At 60.9% G+C, this 20704-nt stretch carries 17 protein-coding genes; 9 read left to right on the forward strand and 8 right to left on the reverse strand.

Going from position 1 to position 20704, the window contains the following annotated elements:
* Positions 1 to 45: 45 nt before the first annotated feature.
* From JFT85_RS03350 to JFT85_RS03380, 7 genes are all read left to right on the forward strand, one after another.
* The gene (locus JFT85_RS03350) at positions 46 to 1272 is read left to right on the forward strand and encodes a M24 family metallopeptidase (protein WP_053256266.1); all 1227 of its coding nucleotides are present in this window, start codon (positions 46 to 48) and stop codon (positions 1270 to 1272) included.
* Positions 1273 to 1565: 293 nt separating this feature from the next.
* The gene (locus tag JFT85_RS03355) at positions 1566 to 3200 is read left to right on the forward strand and encodes an ABC transporter substrate-binding protein (RefSeq protein ID WP_053256267.1); all 1635 of its coding nucleotides are present in this window, start codon (positions 1566 to 1568) and stop codon (positions 3198 to 3200) included.
* Positions 3201 to 3265: 65 nt separating this feature from the next.
* A complete protein-coding gene (locus JFT85_RS03360) occupies positions 3266 to 4219 on the forward strand; it encodes an ABC transporter permease (protein WP_053256268.1) in 954 nt (317 codons plus the stop codon).
* Complete coding sequence (locus JFT85_RS03365; protein ID WP_053256269.1) at positions 4216 to 5052, forward strand: ABC transporter permease; 837 nt, start codon at positions 4216 to 4218, stop codon at positions 5050 to 5052. The genes JFT85_RS03360 and JFT85_RS03365 overlap by 4 nt, the downstream gene beginning before the upstream one ends.
* Positions 5053 to 5054: 2 nt before the next feature.
* A complete protein-coding gene (locus tag JFT85_RS03370) occupies positions 5055 to 6692 on the forward strand; it encodes a dipeptide ABC transporter ATP-binding protein (RefSeq protein ID WP_053256270.1) in 1638 nt (545 codons plus the stop codon).
* An 85-nt stretch (positions 6693 to 6777) separates the two neighbouring features.
* Positions 6778 to 7947 carry a hypothetical protein gene (locus JFT85_RS03375; protein WP_053256271.1) on the forward strand — a complete coding sequence of 390 codons (1170 nt, stop codon included), beginning with the start codon at positions 6778 to 6780 and terminating at the stop codon, positions 7945 to 7947.
* A 136-nt stretch (positions 7948 to 8083) separates the two neighbouring features.
* The gene (locus JFT85_RS03380) at positions 8084 to 8959 is read left to right on the forward strand and encodes a LysR substrate-binding domain-containing protein (protein WP_053256272.1); all 876 of its coding nucleotides are present in this window, start codon (positions 8084 to 8086) and stop codon (positions 8957 to 8959) included.
* Between the two features lie 600 nt (positions 8960 to 9559).
* Here the strand turns inward: JFT85_RS03380 and JFT85_RS03385 are convergent.
* From JFT85_RS03385 to fae, 3 genes are read right to left on the reverse strand one after another with little or no spacing between them, the layout of a single operon-like run.
* The gene (locus tag JFT85_RS03385; RefSeq protein ID WP_053256273.1) at positions 9560 to 10993 is read right to left on the reverse strand and encodes an NAD-dependent succinate-semialdehyde dehydrogenase; all 1434 of its coding nucleotides are present in this window, start codon (positions 10991 to 10993) and stop codon (positions 9560 to 9562) included.
* Positions 10990 to 12024 carry an aldo/keto reductase gene (locus tag JFT85_RS03390; protein ID WP_053256274.1) on the reverse strand — a complete coding sequence of 345 codons (1035 nt, stop codon included), beginning with the start codon at positions 12022 to 12024 and terminating at the stop codon, positions 10990 to 10992. Before JFT85_RS03390 ends, JFT85_RS03385 begins: the two co-directional genes overlap by 4 nt.
* A 10-nt stretch (positions 12025 to 12034) precedes the next feature.
* Positions 12035 to 12547, reverse strand: coding sequence for a formaldehyde-activating enzyme (fae, locus tag JFT85_RS03395; protein ID WP_053256275.1), 513 nt, complete (start codon positions 12545 to 12547; stop codon positions 12035 to 12037).
* Between the two features lie 323 nt (positions 12548 to 12870).
* Between fae and JFT85_RS03400 the strand changes: the two genes are divergently transcribed.
* On the forward strand, positions 12871 to 14121 hold the full coding sequence (locus JFT85_RS03400; RefSeq protein ID WP_187517342.1) for a ribonucleotide-diphosphate reductase subunit beta: 1251 nt from the start codon (positions 12871 to 12873) through the stop codon (positions 14119 to 14121).
* 219 nt (positions 14122 to 14340) lie between these two features.
* Here JFT85_RS03400 and JFT85_RS03405 read toward each other — a convergent pair whose 3' ends face one another.
* From JFT85_RS03405 to gabT, 3 genes are all read right to left on the reverse strand, one after another.
* The gene (locus JFT85_RS03405; RefSeq protein WP_003174918.1) at positions 14341 to 14829 is read right to left on the reverse strand and encodes an Lrp/AsnC family transcriptional regulator; all 489 of its coding nucleotides are present in this window, start codon (positions 14827 to 14829) and stop codon (positions 14341 to 14343) included.
* Positions 14830 to 14874: 45 nt separating this feature from the next.
* Complete coding sequence (locus JFT85_RS03410) at positions 14875 to 15519, reverse strand: 2-haloalkanoic acid dehalogenase (RefSeq protein ID WP_053256276.1); 645 nt, start codon at positions 15517 to 15519, stop codon at positions 14875 to 14877.
* A 68-nt stretch (positions 15520 to 15587) separates the two neighbouring features.
* A complete protein-coding gene (gene gabT / locus JFT85_RS03415; protein ID WP_053256277.1) occupies positions 15588 to 16880 on the reverse strand; it encodes a 4-aminobutyrate--2-oxoglutarate transaminase in 1293 nt (430 codons plus the stop codon).
* 193 nt (positions 16881 to 17073) lie between these two features.
* Here gabT and JFT85_RS03420 point away from each other — a divergent pair, with 193 nt between their 5' ends.
* Entirely contained in the window at positions 17074 to 18000 is a 927-nt protein-coding gene (locus JFT85_RS03420; RefSeq protein WP_053256278.1) for a 2-hydroxyacid dehydrogenase, read from the forward strand.
* Between the two features lie 39 nt (positions 18001 to 18039).
* On the opposite strand, the gene JFT85_RS03425 is transcribed toward JFT85_RS03420, so the two are convergent.
* On the reverse strand, positions 18040 to 19122 hold the full coding sequence (locus tag JFT85_RS03425) for a tartrate dehydrogenase (RefSeq protein WP_201229208.1): 1083 nt from the start codon (positions 19120 to 19122) through the stop codon (positions 18040 to 18042).
* Complete coding sequence (locus JFT85_RS03430) at positions 19119 to 20606, reverse strand: NAD-dependent succinate-semialdehyde dehydrogenase (protein WP_053256280.1); 1488 nt, start codon at positions 20604 to 20606, stop codon at positions 19119 to 19121. Before JFT85_RS03430 ends, JFT85_RS03425 begins: the two co-directional genes overlap by 4 nt.
* Positions 20607 to 20704: the final 98 nt, after the last annotated feature.

Consider the following 20704-nt stretch of genomic DNA (forward strand, 5'->3'; position numbering starts at 1 on the left):
CCCTAAAAACCCATAAAACCGTATTTGCCCTGCGAGGAACACTCCATGAGTCTGTCTGGCCCGAACCGCAACCCCACCGACTGTGAGCCCACCTATGACGAAATCCAGCAGATCCAGCTGGACCGCCTGCAACGGGTGCGCAACGAACTGAAAAAACGCGACTACGCCGCCTGTGTTCTGTTCGACCCGACCCACATGCGCTACGCCACCGGCTCACGCAATATGCAGGTGTACTCAGCGCGTAACCCGGCGCGCTATGCTTTTATCCCGGCGGAAGGCCCGGTGGTGATCTTCGAGTTCGGTGGCTGCCTGCACCTGGCCGAAACCCTCAATACCGTGGATGAAGTGCGCCCGGCCAAGGCGATCTCCTATTACTTCTGTGAAAGTTTTCTCGGCAACGTCACCGCCGACTGGGCCGCCGAAATTGACGAGTTGGTGCGCAAGTGCGGTGGCGGTAAACGCATCGCGATTGAAAGCGCCACCTCGGCGGCGGCCTTCGAATTGCAAAAGCTCGGCTACCAGGTGTTTGACGCCCAGGAACCGTTGGAGCGTGCGCGCTGCATCAAGGTGCCCAACGAGCTGAAGATGATCCGCGCCAGCCTGCGTGCGACGGAGGCCGGAGTGCGGTTGATGGAAAGCAAGCTGACACCCGGCATCACCGAGAACCAGTTGTGGTCGCACCTGCACCAGCATGTGATCGCCACCGACGGCGACTACGTCGAGACCCGCCTGCTCTCCTCCGGGCCACGCACCAACCCCTGGTTCCAGGAATGCAGCACGCGGCCGATCGAAGCCGGTGATCTGGTGGCACTGGATACCGACGTGGTCGGCCGCTTCGGCTACTACGCGGACTTTTCGCGGACCTTCCTGTGCGGCGACCAGGCCGCCACCGCCAAGCAGCAAGAGTTGTACAAACTCGCCTATGAGCAAGTGCAAACCAACGTGGAAATGCTCAAGGCCGGACGCAGCTTCAAGGAATACGCCGAGATGGCCTGGAAGATTCCCGAGCATTACAAAAACAACCGCTACTTCGCCCTGGTGCACGGGGTTGGCATGACCGGCGAGTACCCTTACGTGGTGCACCGCGAAGACATTGACGCGCTGGGTTACGACGGTGTGTTCGAGGCCGGCATGACCATCTGTGTGGAAAGCTACATCGGCCACGACGACGGCGGCGAAGGCGTGAAGCTCGAAGAACAGATCTACATCCACGAACACGGCATCGAGTTGCTCTCCGATTATCCGTTCGACCCACGCCTGTTGCCGCGCTGAACGCGTCTAGCGCGACAGGTGGGCCTGGGCAGGACCAGTAACATGCATTTATAGAACGTTACATCGCAGAATTTGTCGTTTGTCGATCTTTGCGCAAATGACAAAACTGCGGGCATCTCTAATAAAAACAACATGAGAGTTGCCCTATGTCCTGTCCCAATGCCCACCTCCTGACTTCGTTGCGCCTTGTTCTCCTGCCGGTTTCACAGCGGTCCGTGCTGCGCCTTGGCGGCGCTTGCCATTGACCCTTGCGGTTCAACAAAAACGCATATTCGCAAGTACCGGAGAGGCTTATGAAAGAGTTGACTACCCTGGACGGCGCCGCGCCGCATCCAGCCGTAAATGACCTGTGTTCCCAAGTCCAACGTGGCGAGATCAACCGCCGCCAATTCCTGCGCACCACCGCCCTGCTGGGCATTACCGTGGCCAGCGCCAGTAGCTTTATCGGCTCGGCCTTGCTCGGCAACGACGCCCAGGCCGCCGACGCCACACCCGCCCGCCAAGGCGGCAGCCTGCGCTTTGCCTGTGCGATTCAGGAAATCCAGGACCCGATGCTGATCACCTGGATCGAAGCCTCGAACCTGCTGCGCAACTCGCTGGAATACCTGACCTGGGTCGACGCCGATAACATCACTCACCCCTACCTCGCCGAAAGCTGGAGCCCCTCCGACGACCTCACCACCTGGACCTTCAACCTGCGCCAGGATGTGAAGTGGAGCAACGGCGACAGCTTCAACGTCGACGACGTGCAGCACAACATCGAGCGCTGGATTGCCGCTGACTCCAAGTCGGTCAACCGCACCGCCTTCCAGGACATCAAGGCCTTTGAAAAAGTCAGCGACTACCAGTTCCGCCTGCAGCTCAAGCGGCCGATGTTGGCGATCCCGGAAATGCTCAACGCGTTCACCTGCGCCATCGTGCACCGCAGCTTCAAAGCCGGTGATGACTGGGCGAAAAACCCGCTGGCCACCGGGCCGTTCAAGCTGGTCGCGTTTGCGGTGAACAAACAGGCGACGTTCGCCAAGCGCGCCGATTACTGGGGTAAGCCCGCCAACCTCGACGAACTGCGCTACATCGACATGGGCACCGACGTGTCCACTCACCTCGCGGCCTTGCAAGCCGGGCAAGTGGACGTGCTGTACCGCGTGACCGTGGCCGAGCTGGACCTCGCCAAGCGCCTGCCCGGCGCGCAATTGCTCACCTGCAAATCCGCGCAAACCGTGGTGATGCGCATGGCCTGCGATCAAAAGCCGTTCACCGACCTGCGTGTCCGCAAGGCCGTGGTGTTGTGTGCCGATAACGCGCAGATGCTCAAGATCGCCTACCGCGGCATGGGCACCTTGGGCGAAGACCACCATGTGGCGCCCTCCCACCCCGAATACTTCCCACTGCCCAAACGCAACCGCGACGTGGCGATGGCCAAGAAGCTGCTGGCCGAAGCCGGCTTCCCGAACGGCATCGACATCGACCTGATCGTCGGCAACACCCAGGGCCGCTATGAACAGGACTGTGCGCAGATCCTGCAACAGAACTGCCTGGAAGCCGGGATTCGCATCAACCTCAAAGTGGTGCCGGCCGCCCAATACTGGCCGATCTGGGACAAGGCGGCGTTCAGCCTCACGTACTGGGCCCATCGCCCACTGGGCGTGATGTCCCTGGAGTTGGCCTACCGCGGCGGCGGCGCCTGGAATGAAAGCCACTACAGCGACCCGGCCTTCGATGCCGCACTGGACAAAGCCATGGGCATCATCGACCCAAAGCAACGCGCCGTGGCCATGCAAAGCGTCGAGCAGATCCTGCAGGACGCCTGCGTGATCGTGCAGCCGTTCTGGGGCGACAAGTTCACCGCCGTGAGCAAAAAGGTCCAGGGCTTCCAGGTGCACCCTTCCGACTTCTACCCGATGGGCAGCGTGTGGCTGAGCGCCTGAACTAAGGCGCGAACTCCCTGCCCGTGCGCGGGCAGGCATCCCAATATTCGTCGGAGCATGCACTCATGGCTCATTTTCTATTGCGCAAGTTACTGGCGCTGGTGGCGACCCTGCTGTCGGTGTCATTGATCGTGTTCCTGGCCCTGGAACTGAACATCGAGGACGTGGCCATCAACGTCCTTGGCCCCTACTCCGCCGCAGATCAGCGGGCGGCGTGGCTGGTGGAACATGGCTACAACCAACCGTTTGTGTGGCGCTACCTGGTGTGGCTCAAGGACTTTGTCAGCGGCGACTGGGGCACCTCGGTGTACTTTCGTGAGTCGGTGATCAAGCTGCTGCTGCCCAACCTGGCACAAACCCTGACCCTCGCCGGGCTGGCCTTGCTGGTGATGGTGCCCGTGGCATTGACCCTGGGCATTCTCGCCGGCATCCGCCAGGGCTCCGCGCTCGACCGCCTGGTGTCATTCCTGTCGATTGTCACCACGTCGATTCCCGATTTCGCCAGTGCGGTGTTCGTCTCGGCAATCTTTGTGTTCTGGCTCAACTGGCTGCCGGGTGTCAGCAGCATGAGCGACGGTTTCAGTGCGATAGAGCTGGTATTGCCACTGATGGTGTTGTGCTTGTTCGGCATCGGCTACCTGGCGCGAATCACCCGCGCGTCAATGGTCGAAGTGATGCAGTCGCCGTATATCCGCACAGCACGACTCAAAGGCGCCTCCACCGCACGCATCGTCGTGCGCCATGCCCTGCGCAATGTGCTGATCGCGCCGATCACGGTGATCATGCTGTACATCCCGTGGCTGCTGTCCAACGTGATCGTGGTCGAGGTGTTCTTTGCCTACAAGGGCTTCGGCTCGTTGCTGTACACCGCGTCCCTGAACCACGACGTGTACCTGATCGAAGCCTGCGCCATGGTCAGTGCCGTCGTGGTGGGCATCACCAAGATTTTCTCAGACCTGGCTTATACCTGGCTCAACCCGCGCATCACCCTGCGCAGCCTCGGCGGAGGTGCCCAATGAATCGCCTGCACGCCTTCAAACATCCCTTGGCCTTGCTCGGCCTGCTGCTGGTGGGCGGCTGGGTCGTGATCGCGCTCTTTGCGCCGTGGCTGGCGCCCCATGATCCGCTGGAAAGCTTTACCCCACTGCTGACCCCATTGACCAGCGGCGATAATGGCCAGCGCTTCCTGCTGGGTACCGACATGATCGGGCGCGACATTCTCTCGCGGCTGATCTGGGGCACCCGCACCGTGCTGTTCTGGTCGATCCTGGCCACGCTCACTGCGTTCGCCGTGGGCATTGCCATGGGCCTGTGCGCCGGTTACTTCAACGGCTGGGTCGATGCCGTGCTGTCGTATGTGGCCGACACGGTGCTGTCGTTCCCGGTGCTGGTGTTGTACATCGTGATCATCATTGCCCTCGGCGCATCGGCGCTGAATATCCTGATTGCGGTGACCTTCACCAGCGCCCCGGCGATTTTCCGCATCATGCGCGCGCTGACCATCGACATCCGCTCGCGGGACTACGTCCTCAGCGCCATCACTCAGGGCGAAGGTTCGCTGCGGATCATGCTGGTGGAAATCCTGCCCAACTGCGGCGGCCCGCTGATTGTCGATTTCTGCCTGCGCATCGGCTACACCGCGATCATGATCGGCGCCTTGGGCTTTCTCGGCCTTGGCCTGCCGCCACCGACCCCCGACTGGGGCGGCATGATCAACGATGGCCGCGCCATGGCCATCGCCTTCCCGCACCTGGTGATCTTCCCATGCATTGCCATTTCCACCCTGATGCTGGGCTTGAGCCTGCTGGCGGACGGCCTGGATGAAAACGCCCAACAAGGCGCAAGGAATTGAGCATGAACCCACAACCAGTATTACGGGTGCAAAACCTGTCGATCGAACTGCCCGCCGGCGCCGACCGCAGCCACGCCGTGCAAGGCATCAACCTGGAGGTACGCAAGGGCGAAATTCTTTGCGTAATCGGTGAATCCGGCTCGGGTAAGTCGGTGCTGTCGGCGGCGATCATGGGCGATTACGCCAAAGGCCTGCGGCATGCCGGTGGGGTGATCGACTTTCTCGGTGACGACATCTGCCGCCTGGACGAAAAACGCCTGCGCGAACTGCGCGGCAACCGCATTGCGATGATTTTCCAGGAGCCTATGGCGGCGCTGAACCCGGCGATCCGGATCGGCAAGCAAGTCGAAGAAATTTTCGCTATCCATGCCCCGCAAATGCCCCAGCGCGACCGTCGCGAACGCATGCTCGCGCTGCTTGAATCCACCCAGTTGCCCGACCCGCCACGTATTGCCAACAGCTTTCCCCATCAACTGTCCGGCGGCCAATGCCAGCGCGTGGTGATCGCCATGGCGCTAGCGATGAACCCCGATTTGTTAATCGCCGACGAGCCCACCACGGCCCTCGACGTGACCACCCAGGCCCAGGTCTTGAAACTGGTGCGCGAGCTGCGTGGGCGTGGCCAGCACGGCATTTTGTTCATCACCCACGACTTCGGCGTGGTGGCGCACATTGCCGACCGCATTGCCGTCATGGAAGGCGGCCGCCTGGTGGAAATCGGTGAGCGCGACCAAGTGCTGAATGCCCCGGCGCATGCCTACACCCGCAAGCTGATCGCGGCAGTACCGGCACTGCACCCGGAATTGCACACGCCGAGCGCGGATGGCGAGTTGGCGTTGCGCATCGAACACCTGACCAAGACCTACACCGTCGGCGGCAGCTCGGTGGCGGCGCTGCGCAACGTGTCGCTGAACCTGCCACGCGGTAAAACACTGGCGATTGTCGGCGAGTCCGGCTCGGGTAAAAGCACCCTGGTTAAAGCGGCCATTCGCCTGGTCGACAGCGACAGCGGGCATGTGTGGGTCGGCGACACAGATTTTCTGGCCTTGCGCGGCTCGGCCCTGGCGGCCAATCGGCGGCGTATCCAGATGATCTTCCAGGATCCCTACGGCTCGCTCAACCCACGGCACCGCGTCGGTGACATCATCGCCCGCGCCGCACAATTGCGTGGGTTGTCGGCCAAGGATGCCTGGGCCGAGGCCGGTGATTTGCTCGAACAGGTCGGCCTCAAGCGTGACGCCCTCAAGCGCAAACCGCGACAGTTCTCCGGTGGCCAGCGCCAGCGCATTGGCATCGCCCGTGCGCTGGCCATGCGCCCGGAAGTGTTGATCGCCGATGAAAGTGTCTCGGCGCTGGATGTGTCGGTGCAAAAACAGGTGCTGGAGCTGCTCGCCGACCTGCAACAGCAGTTGAACCTGAGCATCCTGTTCATCACTCACGACCTGCGTGTGGCGGCGCAGATCAGCGACCACATCGCCGTGATGCGCCAGGGTGAAGTGGTGGAATACGGCACCGCCGAACAGGTACTGCTCAGGCCACAAAACAGCTACACCCAGGCCCTGCTGGCCGCTGCGCCGGGCGCGACGCAACTACCGGCTGCCGGCCCCCCGTTGAGATTGATCCGCCCCGCAGCGCACTGAGTTGTCACCCTTTCCCTGCGTCGCAGCGTTCGCTGCGGCAACGGGCTGCTGTTGCCAAAAAATAACCAATAATGAGAGCAAAACCATGCGACCAACCCTACGTTACATCGCCCTGGTCCCTGTGCTCGGCGCCCTTGCGGCACCGGCCATGGCTTATCAGGTCACCGACAACCTCGACCTCGGCGGCGCCGTGCGTGCACGCTGGGATTATGACCCGGATCGCGACATCCAGAAGTTCGGCCTCGACACGGCCTTCCTCAGCGCCAAGTACAACTCCGACACTTGGATCGGCGAGGCGCAGTACCGGTTCTACGGGCGTTCCTACCCGTACCAGTACACCAAGAACTACGGCGATATCCAGTTCGCCAAGTTCGCCTGGGTCGGCTACAAATTCAACCCGAACCAGCAGGTGCAAGTGGGCTTGAACACGGTGCCGTTTGGTTTGCAGCCTTACTTTGGCAGCACCTTCTACGAGACCCTGGGCAACGTCATCGGCCTGGAAGACGTGCAACAGGTCGGCGCCAAATACATCCAGCAAAGCGGCGACTGGAATATCCAGGCCGGCTACTACCTGCGCCCGGCGTGGCAAGGCAAAGGCACCAGCAAGGGCGTGACCTACTCCAGCGTGATCTCCGAAGCCGACAGCTACGTGGGCGACGGCAGCAACAACCAGGAGCGCAACACCGTGGTGGTGCGGGTGGCCAAGGCCCTGGAGCTGGGCAACTGGAAATCCGAAGTCGGGCTTTCCGGCCTGACCTCCACGCTGGAAAACAAAGACACCAACGACGACGGCCGCCGCAATGCGGTGGCAATCCACTACCTGGGCAAGAACGGGCCATGGGGCGTGCAATTGCAGGCGGCGCGCCAGCAAATGTCACCGCGCAACCCGGGCACCAATAGCGTCGTCACCCTGGGCGGTTATGACGGGACGTTCAACGTGGCCAGCCGAGGCAACTTGTACGTGGCGGATTTGAGCTACGACGTGGGCGGCAAATACCTGTTTGACCAGGTCAGCGGCGTAAAGCTGTATGCCAACTACAGTGCGTTTGATAAATCCGAAAGTCAGTTCAAGACCTCGCAGCGGGTGATCCTCGGCACGTCGTTTTCGGTGAGCAAGTTGTGGGTCGCGACAGAGTGGTTGATTGGCAAGAACGATCCGTATATCGGCGGCAGCAGCTACACCGAAAGTTTGGGCGCGGGTGGCAGTAACCAGTGGGAGAATCAGCTGTATATGAACATTGGGTACTACTTCTAATCGGAGGCGATACCACTGAAGCCTTCGCGAGCAAGCCCGCTCCCACATTAGGAATGCATTCCAACTGTGGGAGCGGGCTTGCTCGCGAAGAGGCCGCTACAGGCACTATAAAAACAACCAGTGTGGAAGTCCTTTCATGCGCCAACTGCCCGCTCTCAACATGCTGCGCATCTTCGAAGAAGTCGCCCGCCACCGCAGCTTCAGCCAGGCTGCCGTGGGCCTTAACGTCACCCAAGGCGCCGTCAGCCGCCAGATCAAACAATTGGAAGACTACCTCGGCGTCGCCCTCTTCATCCGCACGCCCCAAGGCCTGTCCCTGACCGAAGCCGGCTTCGCCCTCTCCCCGCACCTGAGCGACGCCTTCGACCATATCGAGCGCGCCCTGCAAGCCGTGCGCGTACCCAACCTGCGCCAGCGCCTGCGCATCGTCGCGCCGCCGACCTGGGCCACGCGCTGGCTGTCGGCGCACTTACGACGCTTTTGCGAGCGCTATCCGGCTATCAACCTCAGCGTCACGCACCAGAACAGCCATGACAGCCTGGCAGAGATCGACTGCCGAATTCGCTTCGGCCGGGAATCAGACCCGCATTGCCGCAGCGAATTGCTGGTGATGGAACGCCACATCGCCGTGGCCAGCCCGGAGCTGTTCAGCGACGGCCAACCGCCCAACCTGCAGCGATTCCCATTGCTACACATCCTGCACGACGGCAAGCGCTTGAAGGTCTGGGAAAACTGGCTGGCTGCCATGGGCCGAGACGACATCGATGCGAGCCAGGGCCTGGAATTTAGCACCCTGGACCAAGTCATACACACCGCCCTGGCGGGCGGCGGCCTGGCCGTGATAGACCGGCAAATGATCGAGCGCGAACTGGCGAATGGCAGTTTATTGCCCATCACAGCGGTGGAAGTGATCGGCCCGTATGGTTATTGGCTGGACGTGGCAGCGGACAAGCAAGGCTTATCCAAGGTCCGATTGTTTACCGAGTGGTTGAACCGCGTGAGTAACCCTTGAGAGCGACTACATAGCCATTGTTTGGGTAATGGCGGCTACGGGCTCCATGGAAGCTGGCCTGCCTGCAATGGCATCTACTGCTTATGCCTGATGTACCCGAGGTGTCTGCATCGCAGCGGTTCGGCGGTCCGACAAGCCAGCTCCCACAAAAAAGCAGCTCTTGATCCGGACCTTGCCCTGGCTGTTGCTTCTACCACTCAGGTCGGCTTTCAGGCCGCCGTGCTCTGCTTTTGATCTGCTGTTGATCTTGATCTGACAGGCCCCGTTAACCACGATGGCCGAACGCAGGCTTGAATCCGTGGGTAACCCGGCAGGACGCCGGGTTAGCCGCACTGGGCCAGGGATGGCCCATTGCGGCGGCCCACGGATTCAAGCCGGAGTGCGGGCATGCCGAGCCCAGGCGAGGCACCGAGTGGTGGGGCAAAGCGTTTTTTGGTTACTTTTTTAGGCGTTTGTAAAAAAGTGACCCGCCGTAAGGGCGGAACCCTAAGCCGCCGTTACCGCAGCAACGGATATGCACACCAACACCCCAACACCCCCGACACCCCCAACACCCCGCTATCGCAGCCAAGCCAGCGCCCATCTTAGAGCGACGTTGTCTTACAAGCCCCCCATCAACAAGTATTTGATCTCCAGATAATCATCCAGCCCATACCTGGAACCTTCACGACCCAGCCCGGACTCCTTGATACCGCCAAACGGCGCGACTTCAGTAGAGATAATCCCTTCGTTGATACCCACCATGCCGGCCTCCAGGCCCTCAGCCATGCGCCACACCCGGCCGATATCACGACTGTAGAAGTACGCAGACAACCCAAACGGCGTGTCATTGGCGCGCTGCAGCACCTCGGCCTCATCCTTGAAACGGAAGCACGCCGCCACCGGGCCAAAGGTTTCTTCCTGGGCGATCAACATATCGCCATGGGCTTCAGTGAGGACAGTGGGTTCGAAGAAAGTGCCGCCCAACGCATGGCGGCGACCACCGCACAGCAGTTTGGCGCCCTTCTCCAGCGCATCGCCGACATGGGCTTCAACCTTGGCCAGTGCCGCCGCGTTGATCAGCGGGCCTTGTTCGGTTTCGCCGTCCAACGCGCTGCCCACGCGCATCGCGCTGACCGCCTCTGCCAGTTTGCCGGTGAAGGCCTCGTACACCCCGTCCTGGATAAAGAAGCGGTTGACGCACACACAGGTCTGCCCGGTGTTGCGGAACTTGGACGCCATGGCACCTTTGACGGCGGCCTCCAGGTCGGCATCGTCGAACACAATGAATGGCGCGTTGCCGCCCAGTTCCAGCGAGACTTTTTTCAACGTGTCGGCGGCCTGGCGCATCAGCAGCTTGCCGGTGCGGGTGGAGCCGGTGAATGACAGTTTGCGCACCACACTGGAGGCTTGCAGGGCACCGCCAATGGCCACGGCGTCACCGGAGACGATGTTGAACACACCCGCCGGAATGCCCGCCTGCTCAGCCAGCACCGCGAGGGCAAATGCCGACAGCGGGGTTTCTTCCGAGGGTTTAAGGATCATGGTGCAACCGGCCGCGAGCGCCGGACCGACTTTGCGGGTGACCATTGCCAGCGGGAAGTTCCACGGGGTGATGGCCGCCACCACACCAATCGCTTCCTTGGTCACGATGATGCGTGCATCCGCTTTGTGGCTCGGGATCACGTCGCCATAGGCGCGCTTGGCTTCTTCGCCGAACCACTCCAGAAAACTCGCGGCATAGACCACTTCGCCCATCGCTTCGGCCAAGGGTTTGCCCTGTTCCAGGCTCAGCAGTTGGGCCAGGTCCTTCTGGTGGCTGAGCATCAGGTCGCTCCAGCGCTTGAGGCGCTGGCTGCGCTCCTTGGCGGTGAGCTTGCGCCAGGCCGGCAAAGCCCGGTTGGCGGCATGGATGGCCAGGTCGGTGGCTTGCGCGCCGGCGCGCTGGACGTCTGCAATCAAGGCGCCATTGGCCGGGTTGAGCACCGGGTAGGTCGGTCCACCGCTGGACCATTGGCCATCTATGTAGTTGCCAGTACGGATCAGCGGGTTCATGCCACGGCCTCAATCAGGTTGAAACGGTCCAGGCCTGGGCGGGCCTCGCGCAGGATGCGCTTGCCGGCGGTGTAGTCGTTGATCACATCGCACGGGGTGTAGTTGCGTTCCAGTTCGTGCAACTCTTCGGCATCCAGCTGGGTGTCGAGGGCCGCGAGTGCGCTGTCAAATTGCGCGGTGGTGTCGGCGCCTACCAGCATCACATCGACACCGGGATGATTGGCGACCCAGGCCTGGGCGATCTGCGCATTCGATACACCGCGGGCGCGTGCCACGCGTTGCACCGAATGGGCAATGTCGAACGACGCCTGGTCGCTGTACATCTGCTGGGTGAAGAAGTCGGTCTGGTTGCGGGTCGACTGCACTTCGCCGGTGAGCAAGCCACGGGCCAGCGGGCTGAACACCGAGACACCCAGGCCCTGGTCGCGGCAGAACGGGATCATCTCGCGCTCTTCTTCACGGTAGGCGCAGTTCAATTGCAGCTGCATATTGATCGGCTTGACCCAGCCATTGCGCTCGCAGGCCATGAGGATCTTGGCCAACTGGCCGGTGAGCATGGTCGATACGCCGATATAACGCGCCTTGCCGGCACGCACAATGTCGTTCATCGCAGCCATGGTTTCTTCGACCGGCGTGTTCACATCGAAGTAATGCAACATGAACACGTCGACGTAATCCATGCCCAGCCGGCTGAGGGACGCGTCGATGCTGTCCAGGATGTGCTTGCGCGAGTGGCCGCTGGCGTTGATGCCATGGCGGGTGCCGTAACCGACTTTGGTGGTGACCACAATGTCTTCACGCCGTGCCACGCGCTTGAGGATGCGCCCAACCACTTCTTCACCGACGCCCGCCGAATAAAAGTCAGCCAGGTCGATGAAGTTGACGCCGTTGTCCAGAGCATGCGCGACGATCGGCTCGCTTTGCTTCTCATCAAAGATCCACGGTTTCCAATCCGGGGTGCCCATGTTCATGGTGCCCAGGCACAGGCGCGAGACTTGCAGGCCGGAGTTGCCCAAACGGATGTAGTGCATGGCAGTCTCCTCAGGCCTTGGGCGTGTAGAAAGGGTTGCTGATGTGGTTGACCACGTCGGCCAACTGCGCGGTGTACGGTGTGCCGGTCAAGGCGGCACGGATCGCGGTGCGGCAGGCGTTGTAGTTATTCAGGTAGACGGCGTCCAGGTCATCGCAGGCCGGGTTGACCCAGTTGGCGGTAACGATGGCCCACTCGTCTTCGGCTTCCGGCGGCAACGTACCGTCGAGCAAGGCTTCGAGCACCGCCTTGGCGATCCCGGCCTGGGACGCGCCCCAGGTGGCATTACCGTGCAGGTCACTGTCGATGGCGGCCTTGTTGACGTAGAGAGTCATGGGTTTGACCGGGATGTTCGGCTGGGCAATCACCATGAACGGGCAATGGCCCTGGCTTGGAGAGGCGAGGCTGTTGGCAAACGCTTGGCCGGCAGGACCATTGCGTGGGCCGATCAGGATATTGATGTGGGCAGCATTGACGCCTGGGCCTTCGAAGCCTTCGCCGATGTACAGATCAAGTGCTTTCATTTTCGCAAACGCTCGTTGTTGTTATGGGGAGCTTGTTGGCGAGTTTTAGCACTGGCCGTTGAGGCGGCCGTAACCATTAAAAGTCATAGGGCTGTGAGTTTTGCTCATGGCCCCTGCGACGATCGATGCCCGTTTGCGCCGTTGACCTGCTGTATCACACACCATATAGTGTGCCCACAAACAGAACAGACCACTACATAGTGTGCAGCATCGGTAATTACCGACCACACTACGCGCAGTATTTCAATGCCGAGTAGCCTGCAAATCGCCTATTTTTGGACGGCCTCAAACGCCGTCAGAACAGACCAGGAAGGAGTATTTCAATGCTGAGTTGGGACGAAGTCGACAACGAAGACACCGGCGCAGCGGTGATCAAAGGCGCCAACGCCGGCCATGCCAGCGAAGCCAACATGGACCGTCTCGACGGTGCCGGCGCCGCTGCCGCCCTGGAAGCGCGCAACGTGACAGCCAGTGACTCCGCCGCCATCGTGCGCGCCAAGGCCGCCCTGGACAAACTCGACGTCGCCGAAGGCCTCGCTGAGCTCGAAGGCTCCGCCGCCCGCGTCGCCGTTGACGAAAAGCGCATGATCAACTGCCGCGCCGACCTCAACCAACTCGTGCCCTTCAAGTACGACTGGGCCTGGCAAAAGTACCTCGACGGCTGCGCCAACCACTGGATGCCGCAAGAGGTCAACATGACCGCCGACATCGCGCTGTGGAAAAACCCCGAAGGCCTCACCGACGACGAACGCCGCATCGTCATGCGCAACCTCGGCTTCTTCTCCACCGCCGACTCCCTGGTCGCGAACAACCTGGTGCTGGCCGTGTACCGCCTGATCACCAACCCGGAATGCCGCCAGTACATCCTGCGCCAGGCCTTCGAAGAAGCGATCCACACCCACGCCTACCAGTACTGCATCGAATCGCTGGCCATGGATGAAGGCGAGATCTTCAACATGTACCACGAGATCCCATCGGTGGCTAAAAAAGCCGCCTGGGGCCTGAAATACACCCGTTCGATCTCCGATCCGAAGTTCGAAACCGGCACCGTCGAAACCGACAAAGAACTGCTGCGCAACCTGGTTGCTTACTACTGCGTCCTCGAAGGCATTTTCTTCTACTGCGGCTTCACCCAGATCCTGTCCATGGGCCGCCGCAACAAAATGACCGGCGTCGCCGAGCAGTTCCAGTACATCCTGCGCGACGAGTCGATGCACCTGAACTTCGGTATCGACGTGATCAACCAGATCAAAATCGAAAACCCACACTTGTGGGATGCCGAGATGAAGGAAGAGGCGACCCAGATGATCCTGCAAGGGACGCAGCTGGAGATCGAATATGCACGCGACACCATGCCCCGCGGCGTGTTGGGCATGAACGCGGCGATGATGGAGGATTACCTCAAGTTCATCGCGAACCGTCGCCTGTCGCAGATTGGCTTGAAGGAAGAGTACCCAGGCACGACTAACCCGTTCCCGTGGATGAGCGAGATCATGGACTTGAAGAAAGAGAAGAATTTCTTTGAGACCCGTGTGATTGAGTACCAGACCGGCGGTGCATTAAGCTGGGACTGATCAATGCGGATCCGCAGTTGTCACAACCCATTGACGCGCGTACCCATGAGCTGACTGCGGGTGCTCGAAATAGGGCGTTTCTAAACCGAGCCTCTCGTCGAAACGAGGCGTTTAGCGGCGCCCATGCATGAGCGTGCAACACCAAGGTATTGCCGAGACAAGACCACCCGGACGGCCTCTTTGCAGGCAGCTCCGGGTGCGTTATGCGGTGGGTGTGTCTCAGTGCCGCAGCAGTTTGCGCAGAGGGACGCCGTCTTTAAGCACCGGCGACTTGATGACGATGTAGCTGAAGTACTTGGAAATGCCGATGTTCTTGTCCAGCAGGCTTTCGACCACTTCCTGATAATGCTGAATGCTGCGCGTCATGAAGCGCACCAGGTAATCGTAGCCACCGCTGATCAAATGGCATTCGAGCACTTCATCCACCAGACGAATGTTGGACTCGAACTTGGCGAAGTCTTCCCGCTTGTGATCGCTGAGGGTGATCTCGGTAAATACCGTGACCGAATCGGTAATCTTTGCCAGGTTCAAGTGTGCCTTGTAGCTGGAAATATACCCGGCCGACTCCAGCCGCTTGACGCGTTGAAGGCAGGGACTGGCCGATAAGCCAACGGCATCGGCGAGGCTGACGTTGGTCATCCGGCCGTCCTTTTGCAGCTCGACCAGAATGCTGATGTCAATCCGGTCCAGTTTCACTAGTCCTTCCATTGCGTACCTCTTGACTGCCATTTGTAAGACAATCTTCTAGCAAAATCAGCGCCGTAAAGACAGCTGATGCTGAGCCACCAGATCCGCCATGCTGTTGATGCAGTAATCCGCCGCACACGGCGTGGGCTGTCTGGCACGCTGACGGCCAATCAAACAGCGGTCCGCCCCCCCGACTGCGCCGACAGACGCTCGCGTCACATGCAGCACAGGCTCTGCTTGCAGCGCTGGGTGATTAAGCCATTCAGGGTCTTCGGCCAGGGAGATGAAATCCTCCAGCGCGATTCCCAGGCGCTCACATAACAGGGCGCGATCTTCCGCATCGCGGTCGCCGCGTACCAGCAACCGGTAGAACTTGCGCAGGTACAGCATAGCGCCTGGCGCGTCCTCGAAAAGTGACCAGTTGCCGGCTGAACGCGCAAAACTCATGCCCTCCTCCCAACTGGCCTGCAAGCCCCAGCCCGCCGCCAGTTGGCGATGGGCAAAGCACAGCACACCACTGAAGCCTAGCTCAGCAAAGCGTGGGTAGAGCGCCGCCACCACCGTATTGTATTCGGCCAACACCTGTTCTTTTTGCGGCTGGCCGCCACGGCTGTCGAGCAACGGCTGCAAGGCCGTCCAGACGCCCGAATCCCGGTCCACCAGCACTTCGTCGCAATCAATCAGCAACGCTCGATACGTTGTCAGCCCCATGGTGGGTCAAGCCTCCAATGATGCATTTTATTCACTCGTGCTCCATAACGGCTCGCGCGGGTACTGGCTCAGTTCAAGACCCGTGCCAAAGCGCCCTGAAGAATCTGCAAGGCTTCGTCGACCTGAGCCTCGGTGGTGACCAGGGGCGCCAGGAAGCGCAATACGTTGCGGTACACGCCGCACTTGATCACCAGCAAACCACCTTTGCGCGCTTCATCAATCAGCCGCTGATTGAGGTCAGCGTCTGGTGTGCGCGCCTCGTCGTTCTTGATCAGCTCGATGGCCAGCATGAACCCGGTGCCACGCACGTCACCGATTTGCGGATGACGGCTGCGCAAGCTCAGCAAACCCTGACGCAAACGCTCGCCCAGCGTTTCAGCGCGCGCCAGCAAGTGTTCTTCCTCGAAGGCATCGATCACCGCCAGAGCCGCCGCACAAGACAAGGCGTTACCGCCATAGGTACCGCCCAGGCCACCGGGCAACGGCGCGTCCATGATCGCGGCCTTGCCGACCACACCCGACAACGGCAAGCCGCCGGCCAGGCTCTTGGCCACAGTCACCAGGTCGGGCTGGATGCCGGCATGCTGGAAGCCGAACCACTTGCCCGTGCGGCCGAAACCAGTCTGGATTTCATCGAGGATCAGCACAATGCCGTGTTTTTCGGTCAACGCGCGCAGCCCTTTGAGGAACGCCACCGGCGCCGACAGGAAACCACCGTCGCCCTGCACCGGTTCAATAATGATCGCCGCGACCCGCTCTGGTGCCACCTGGGTGGCGAGCAACTCGTCGAGTGCCGCGAGGGCCATGTCACTGGTAACGCCGCGATAGGCATTCGGATAGGGTGTATGGAACACCTCCGGTGCGAACGGCCCGAAATTCTGTTTGTACGGCTGGCTCATCCCCGTCAGCGTCGTACCGAGCAAGGTGCGCCCATGGAAACCGCCACGAAAGGCAATCACAGCCGAACGGTTGGTGTGGGCACGCGCAATCTTCACTGCGTTTTCCACGGCCTCGGCCCCAGAAGTGAAAAACGCCGCTTTATAGGCCTCCTTGCCACCGATCATTTCGCACAGGCGCTGGGCCAGGTCCAGATAAGGTGTGTAGGCGACCACCTGGAAACAGGCGTGGGAGACTTTCTGCAGTTGCGCCTGCACTGCCGCGACCACTTTCGGGTGGTTGTGGCCGATGTTCAGCACGCCGATGCCGCCGACGAAATCCAGGTAGCGCTTGCCGTCCACATCCCACAACTCGGCACCTTGGGCGTGATCGATCACCAAGGGGTGAGCAGTGACCAGCCCACGAGGCACGAATTGATCGCGCTGGCGGAGCAAATGAGGGGTTTCGTCGACTTTGCTATTCATGGCATTTCCCATCGTGAGTCCGGCAACCGGAAGGTGGTTGCGATGGTGTTCAGGTTACGACGTGTACGAAACCAACTAAGCCGAACTTGCCCCGTGAGAAATTCGGATCGACTGTTTTGCCCCTTCCTTTCAACAGATCCTGCGCCGGGCTTGAGCGATGATGAACACTCTCTTTACCCGACAGGAAATGCCCATGGCCTTGCTCTACAAAGCTGACCCGGTGCGCGGCCAACACTGGCAGGCACTGTTTGCCGAACACGCAGCGGATATTCAGTGGCGCGCCTGGCCAGAGATCGGCGCCCCTGATGAGATCGAATACCTGGCCGCCTGGCAGGCCCCGGATGATCTCGAACAGCTGTTGCCCAATCTAAAAGTGTTGTTTGCCCTGTCGGCCGGGGTCGATCAACTGGACCTCGACCGCTTACCGGCGCACCTGCCGGTGGTGCGCCTGCTGGACCCGGGCATCACCCAAGGCATGTGCGAGTACGCCAGTTGGGCCGTGCTCAGCCTGCACCGGGATATGCTGCTTTACCGCCAGCAGCAGACAGCACGCTGCTGGCAGGCGCATTTACTGCAACCCGCGGTGAGCCGGCGTGTCGGCGTGATGGGGCTGGGCACCCAGGCGCAGCAAATTCTGGCCACCCTCAAGCCGCTCGGTTTTGCCTTGTCTGGCTGGGCCCGTAGTGCCCACAAAGTGCCAGGCGTGGACTGCTACGCCGGTGAACAGCAACTGTCCGCCTTCCTCAGCCAGTGCGATATTCTGCTGTGCGTGCTGCCGCTGACGGAACAGACCCAAGGCATTCTCGACGCGCAGTTATTCGCCCAACTGCCACGGGGCGCGGCCCTGATCAACATGGGCCGTGGCGGGCACCTGGTGGAAAACGACTTGCTTGAGGCGCTGGCCAGCGGGCAGCTCAGCGGCGCGGTGCTGGATGTGCTGCAGCAAGAGCCGGCACCGGCAGATCATCCTTTTTGGGGCCACCCGCAGATCGCACTGACACCGCATATTGCAGCGATGACCCAACCACAAACGGCTTTTGGGGTGTTGTTGGAAAATATCCGGCGCCACCAGCGCGGCGAGCCGATGCTGGGTGAGGTAGATCGGCGCCAAGGGTATTAAGGGACCCGGCAATGCAGGGCATCGCCGGTTTGTGGGTACTTAGCGCAGCTTCGCCGCAATCGCCAGCCCCACATCCTGAGTCGAGCCCTTCCCGCCCAGGTCCGGGGTAATCGGCCCCTGCCCAATCACCTCTTCGATCGCCTGCAGAATCCCGTCGTGTGCCGCGAGATAACGTTCATCCCCGTTACCCAGGAAGTCCAGCATCAGCGCGCCGGACCAGATCATCGCAATCGGGTTGGCAATGTTCTGCCCGTAGATATCCGGTGCCGAGCCATGCACGGGCTCAAACAACGACGGAAACCGCCGCTGCGGATCGAGATTGGCCGAAGGCGCGATTCCGATGGTGCCGGCACAGGCTGGCCCCAGGTCGGAAAGAATGTCGCCAAACAGGTTCGATGCCACCACCACATCAAACCGGTCCGGCTGCAGCACAAACCGTGCGCACAGGATGTCGATGTGCTGCTTGTCCCAAGTCACCTCTGGGTACTTCGTGGCCATCAACGCCGTGCGCTCGTCCCAGTACGGCATGCTGATGGAAATCCCGTTGGATTTGGTCGCTGCGGTCAGCCGTTTGCGCGGCCGGGTCTGTGCCAGGTCGAAAGCGAACTTCAGAATCCGGTCCACCCCGCGACGGGTGAACACCGACTCTTGCAGCACGAACTCATGCTCGGTGCCTTCGAACATTTTGCCGCCAACCGAGGAGTACTCACCTTCGGTGTTCTCGCGGATCACCACAAAATCGATGTCTCCCGGTTTGCGCCCGGCCAATGGGCACGGTACGCCTGGAAACAGCCGAACCGGGCGGATATTCACGTACTGGTCGAAGTCGCGGCGGAACTTGAGCAATGAGCCCCAAAGGGAAATGTGGTCCGGCACTTTGTCCGGCCAGCCCACGGCGCCGAAATAGATCGCGTCGAAACCCTTGAGCTGTTCGAACCAGTCGTCGGGCATCATCTGACCGTGTTCCAAGTAGTAATCGCAGTGCGCCCAATCGAGCACTTCGATGCTTAAATCCAGCTGCCATGTCTTCGCGGCCTGCTCCAGCACCCGCAAGCCTTCCGGCAGGACTTCCTTGCCAATACCATCGCCGGCAATCGCGGCAATTCTGAATACCTTGCTCATCTAACGTGGCTCCCGCTGTCTGTGAATGACAGCCCGCCGATGTGGAAGGCTTTGACTTCAAGGTATTCATCCAGGCCGTACTTGCTGCCTTCTCGGCCCAGGCCTGACTGCTTGATGCCGCCGAACGGCGCGACTTCCATGGAAATGATGCCGGTGTTGAGCCCGACCATGCCGAACTCCAGTGCCTCACCGAACCGCCATGACCGGCGAAGGTCCTGAGTGAAATAGTAAGCGCCCAAGCCGTAAGGTGTAGCGTTGGCCAGCGCCAGGGCTTCGGCTTCATCGGTGAACCGCATCAACGGCGCGACCGGGCCAAAGGTTTCTTCGTTGGCCAACAACATGCTGGCGTGGGTGTCGCCAAGGACTGTGGGCTGGACGAATAGGCTGCTGCCCTCGGGAATCCCGCCGCAAAGCAACTGTGCGCCCTGGCTCAGCGCATCATTGATGTGCCGAGTGACTTTGTTGACGGCTGCCAGGTTGATCAGCGGGCCGATGGTGACGCCAGTGTCGAGACCATTGCCCAACTTGAGCTTGCCCACCTCTTCAACCAGCCGTTGAGCAAAGCGTTCGTAAATGCCGTTTTGCACGAGAACCCGGTTGGCACAGACACAAGTTTGGCCGGCGTTGCGGAACTTGCTGAGCATAATACCGGCCACGGCCTGCTCCAGGTCCGCATCGTCAAACACAATGAACGGGGCATTGCCGCCCAATTCCAGGCTCAGGCGCTTGATGTGTTCGGCACTCTGGCGCATCAACAGGCGGCCGACGGCAGTTGAACCGGTAAAGGAAATCTTGCGTACCGTCGGGTTGCTGGTCAGCTCTTCGCCAATGCCAGCAGGCATTCCGGTCAAGACGTTGAACACACCGGCCGGGATGCCGACGCGCTCGGCCAACACCGCCAGGGCCAATGCCGACAAAGGGGTGAGGTCGGACGGTTTGACGATGATCGGGCAACCGGCAGCCAGGGCTGGCGCGCACTTGCGGGTGATCATTGCGTTCGGAAAATTCCACGGTGTGATCGCCGCGCAGACGCCCACCGGTTGCTTGAGGGTCAGCAAGCGACGGTCGCCGCTGGGGGCCGGCATGGTTTCGCCGTAGACCCGCCGTGCCTCTTCGGCGAACCATTTGACGAAGCCGGCACCATAGCGGATTTCACCCTGGGCTTCGTTCAGCGGTTTGCCCTGCTCACAGGTCATGATCAGCGCCAGGTCGTCGAGGTTGTCGATCATGGCTTGGTACCAGCGCTCCAGCAACACGGCACGTTCGGCCGCCGGGCGTGCGCGCCAGGCGGGCCAGGCCTTGTCGGCAGCCTCGACGGCCCGGCGGGTTTCCGCGCCCTGCATGGCCGGGACCCGGGCGAGCAATTGGCCGCTGGCCGGGTCGATGACGTCCAGGGTCGCGGCATTGTCGGCGCCAATCCACTGCCCGTTCACATAGGCGAGTTCTGCCAGAAGGCTGGGGTCTTTCAAACGATTCTTGAGCATGGTCGAGTCCTGATCCGAGACAGTCTCCAGTCTAGGCAGGTGTCGCAGGTGAGGATGCTGAAAGCGTGCTTCCAGCAGTGTCGCGTGCTGAAAATCAA

It is taken from the genome of Pseudomonas sp. TH04 (assembly GCF_016651355.1).
Classification (GTDB): domain Bacteria; phylum Pseudomonadota; class Gammaproteobacteria; order Pseudomonadales; family Pseudomonadaceae; genus Aquipseudomonas; species Aquipseudomonas fluorescens.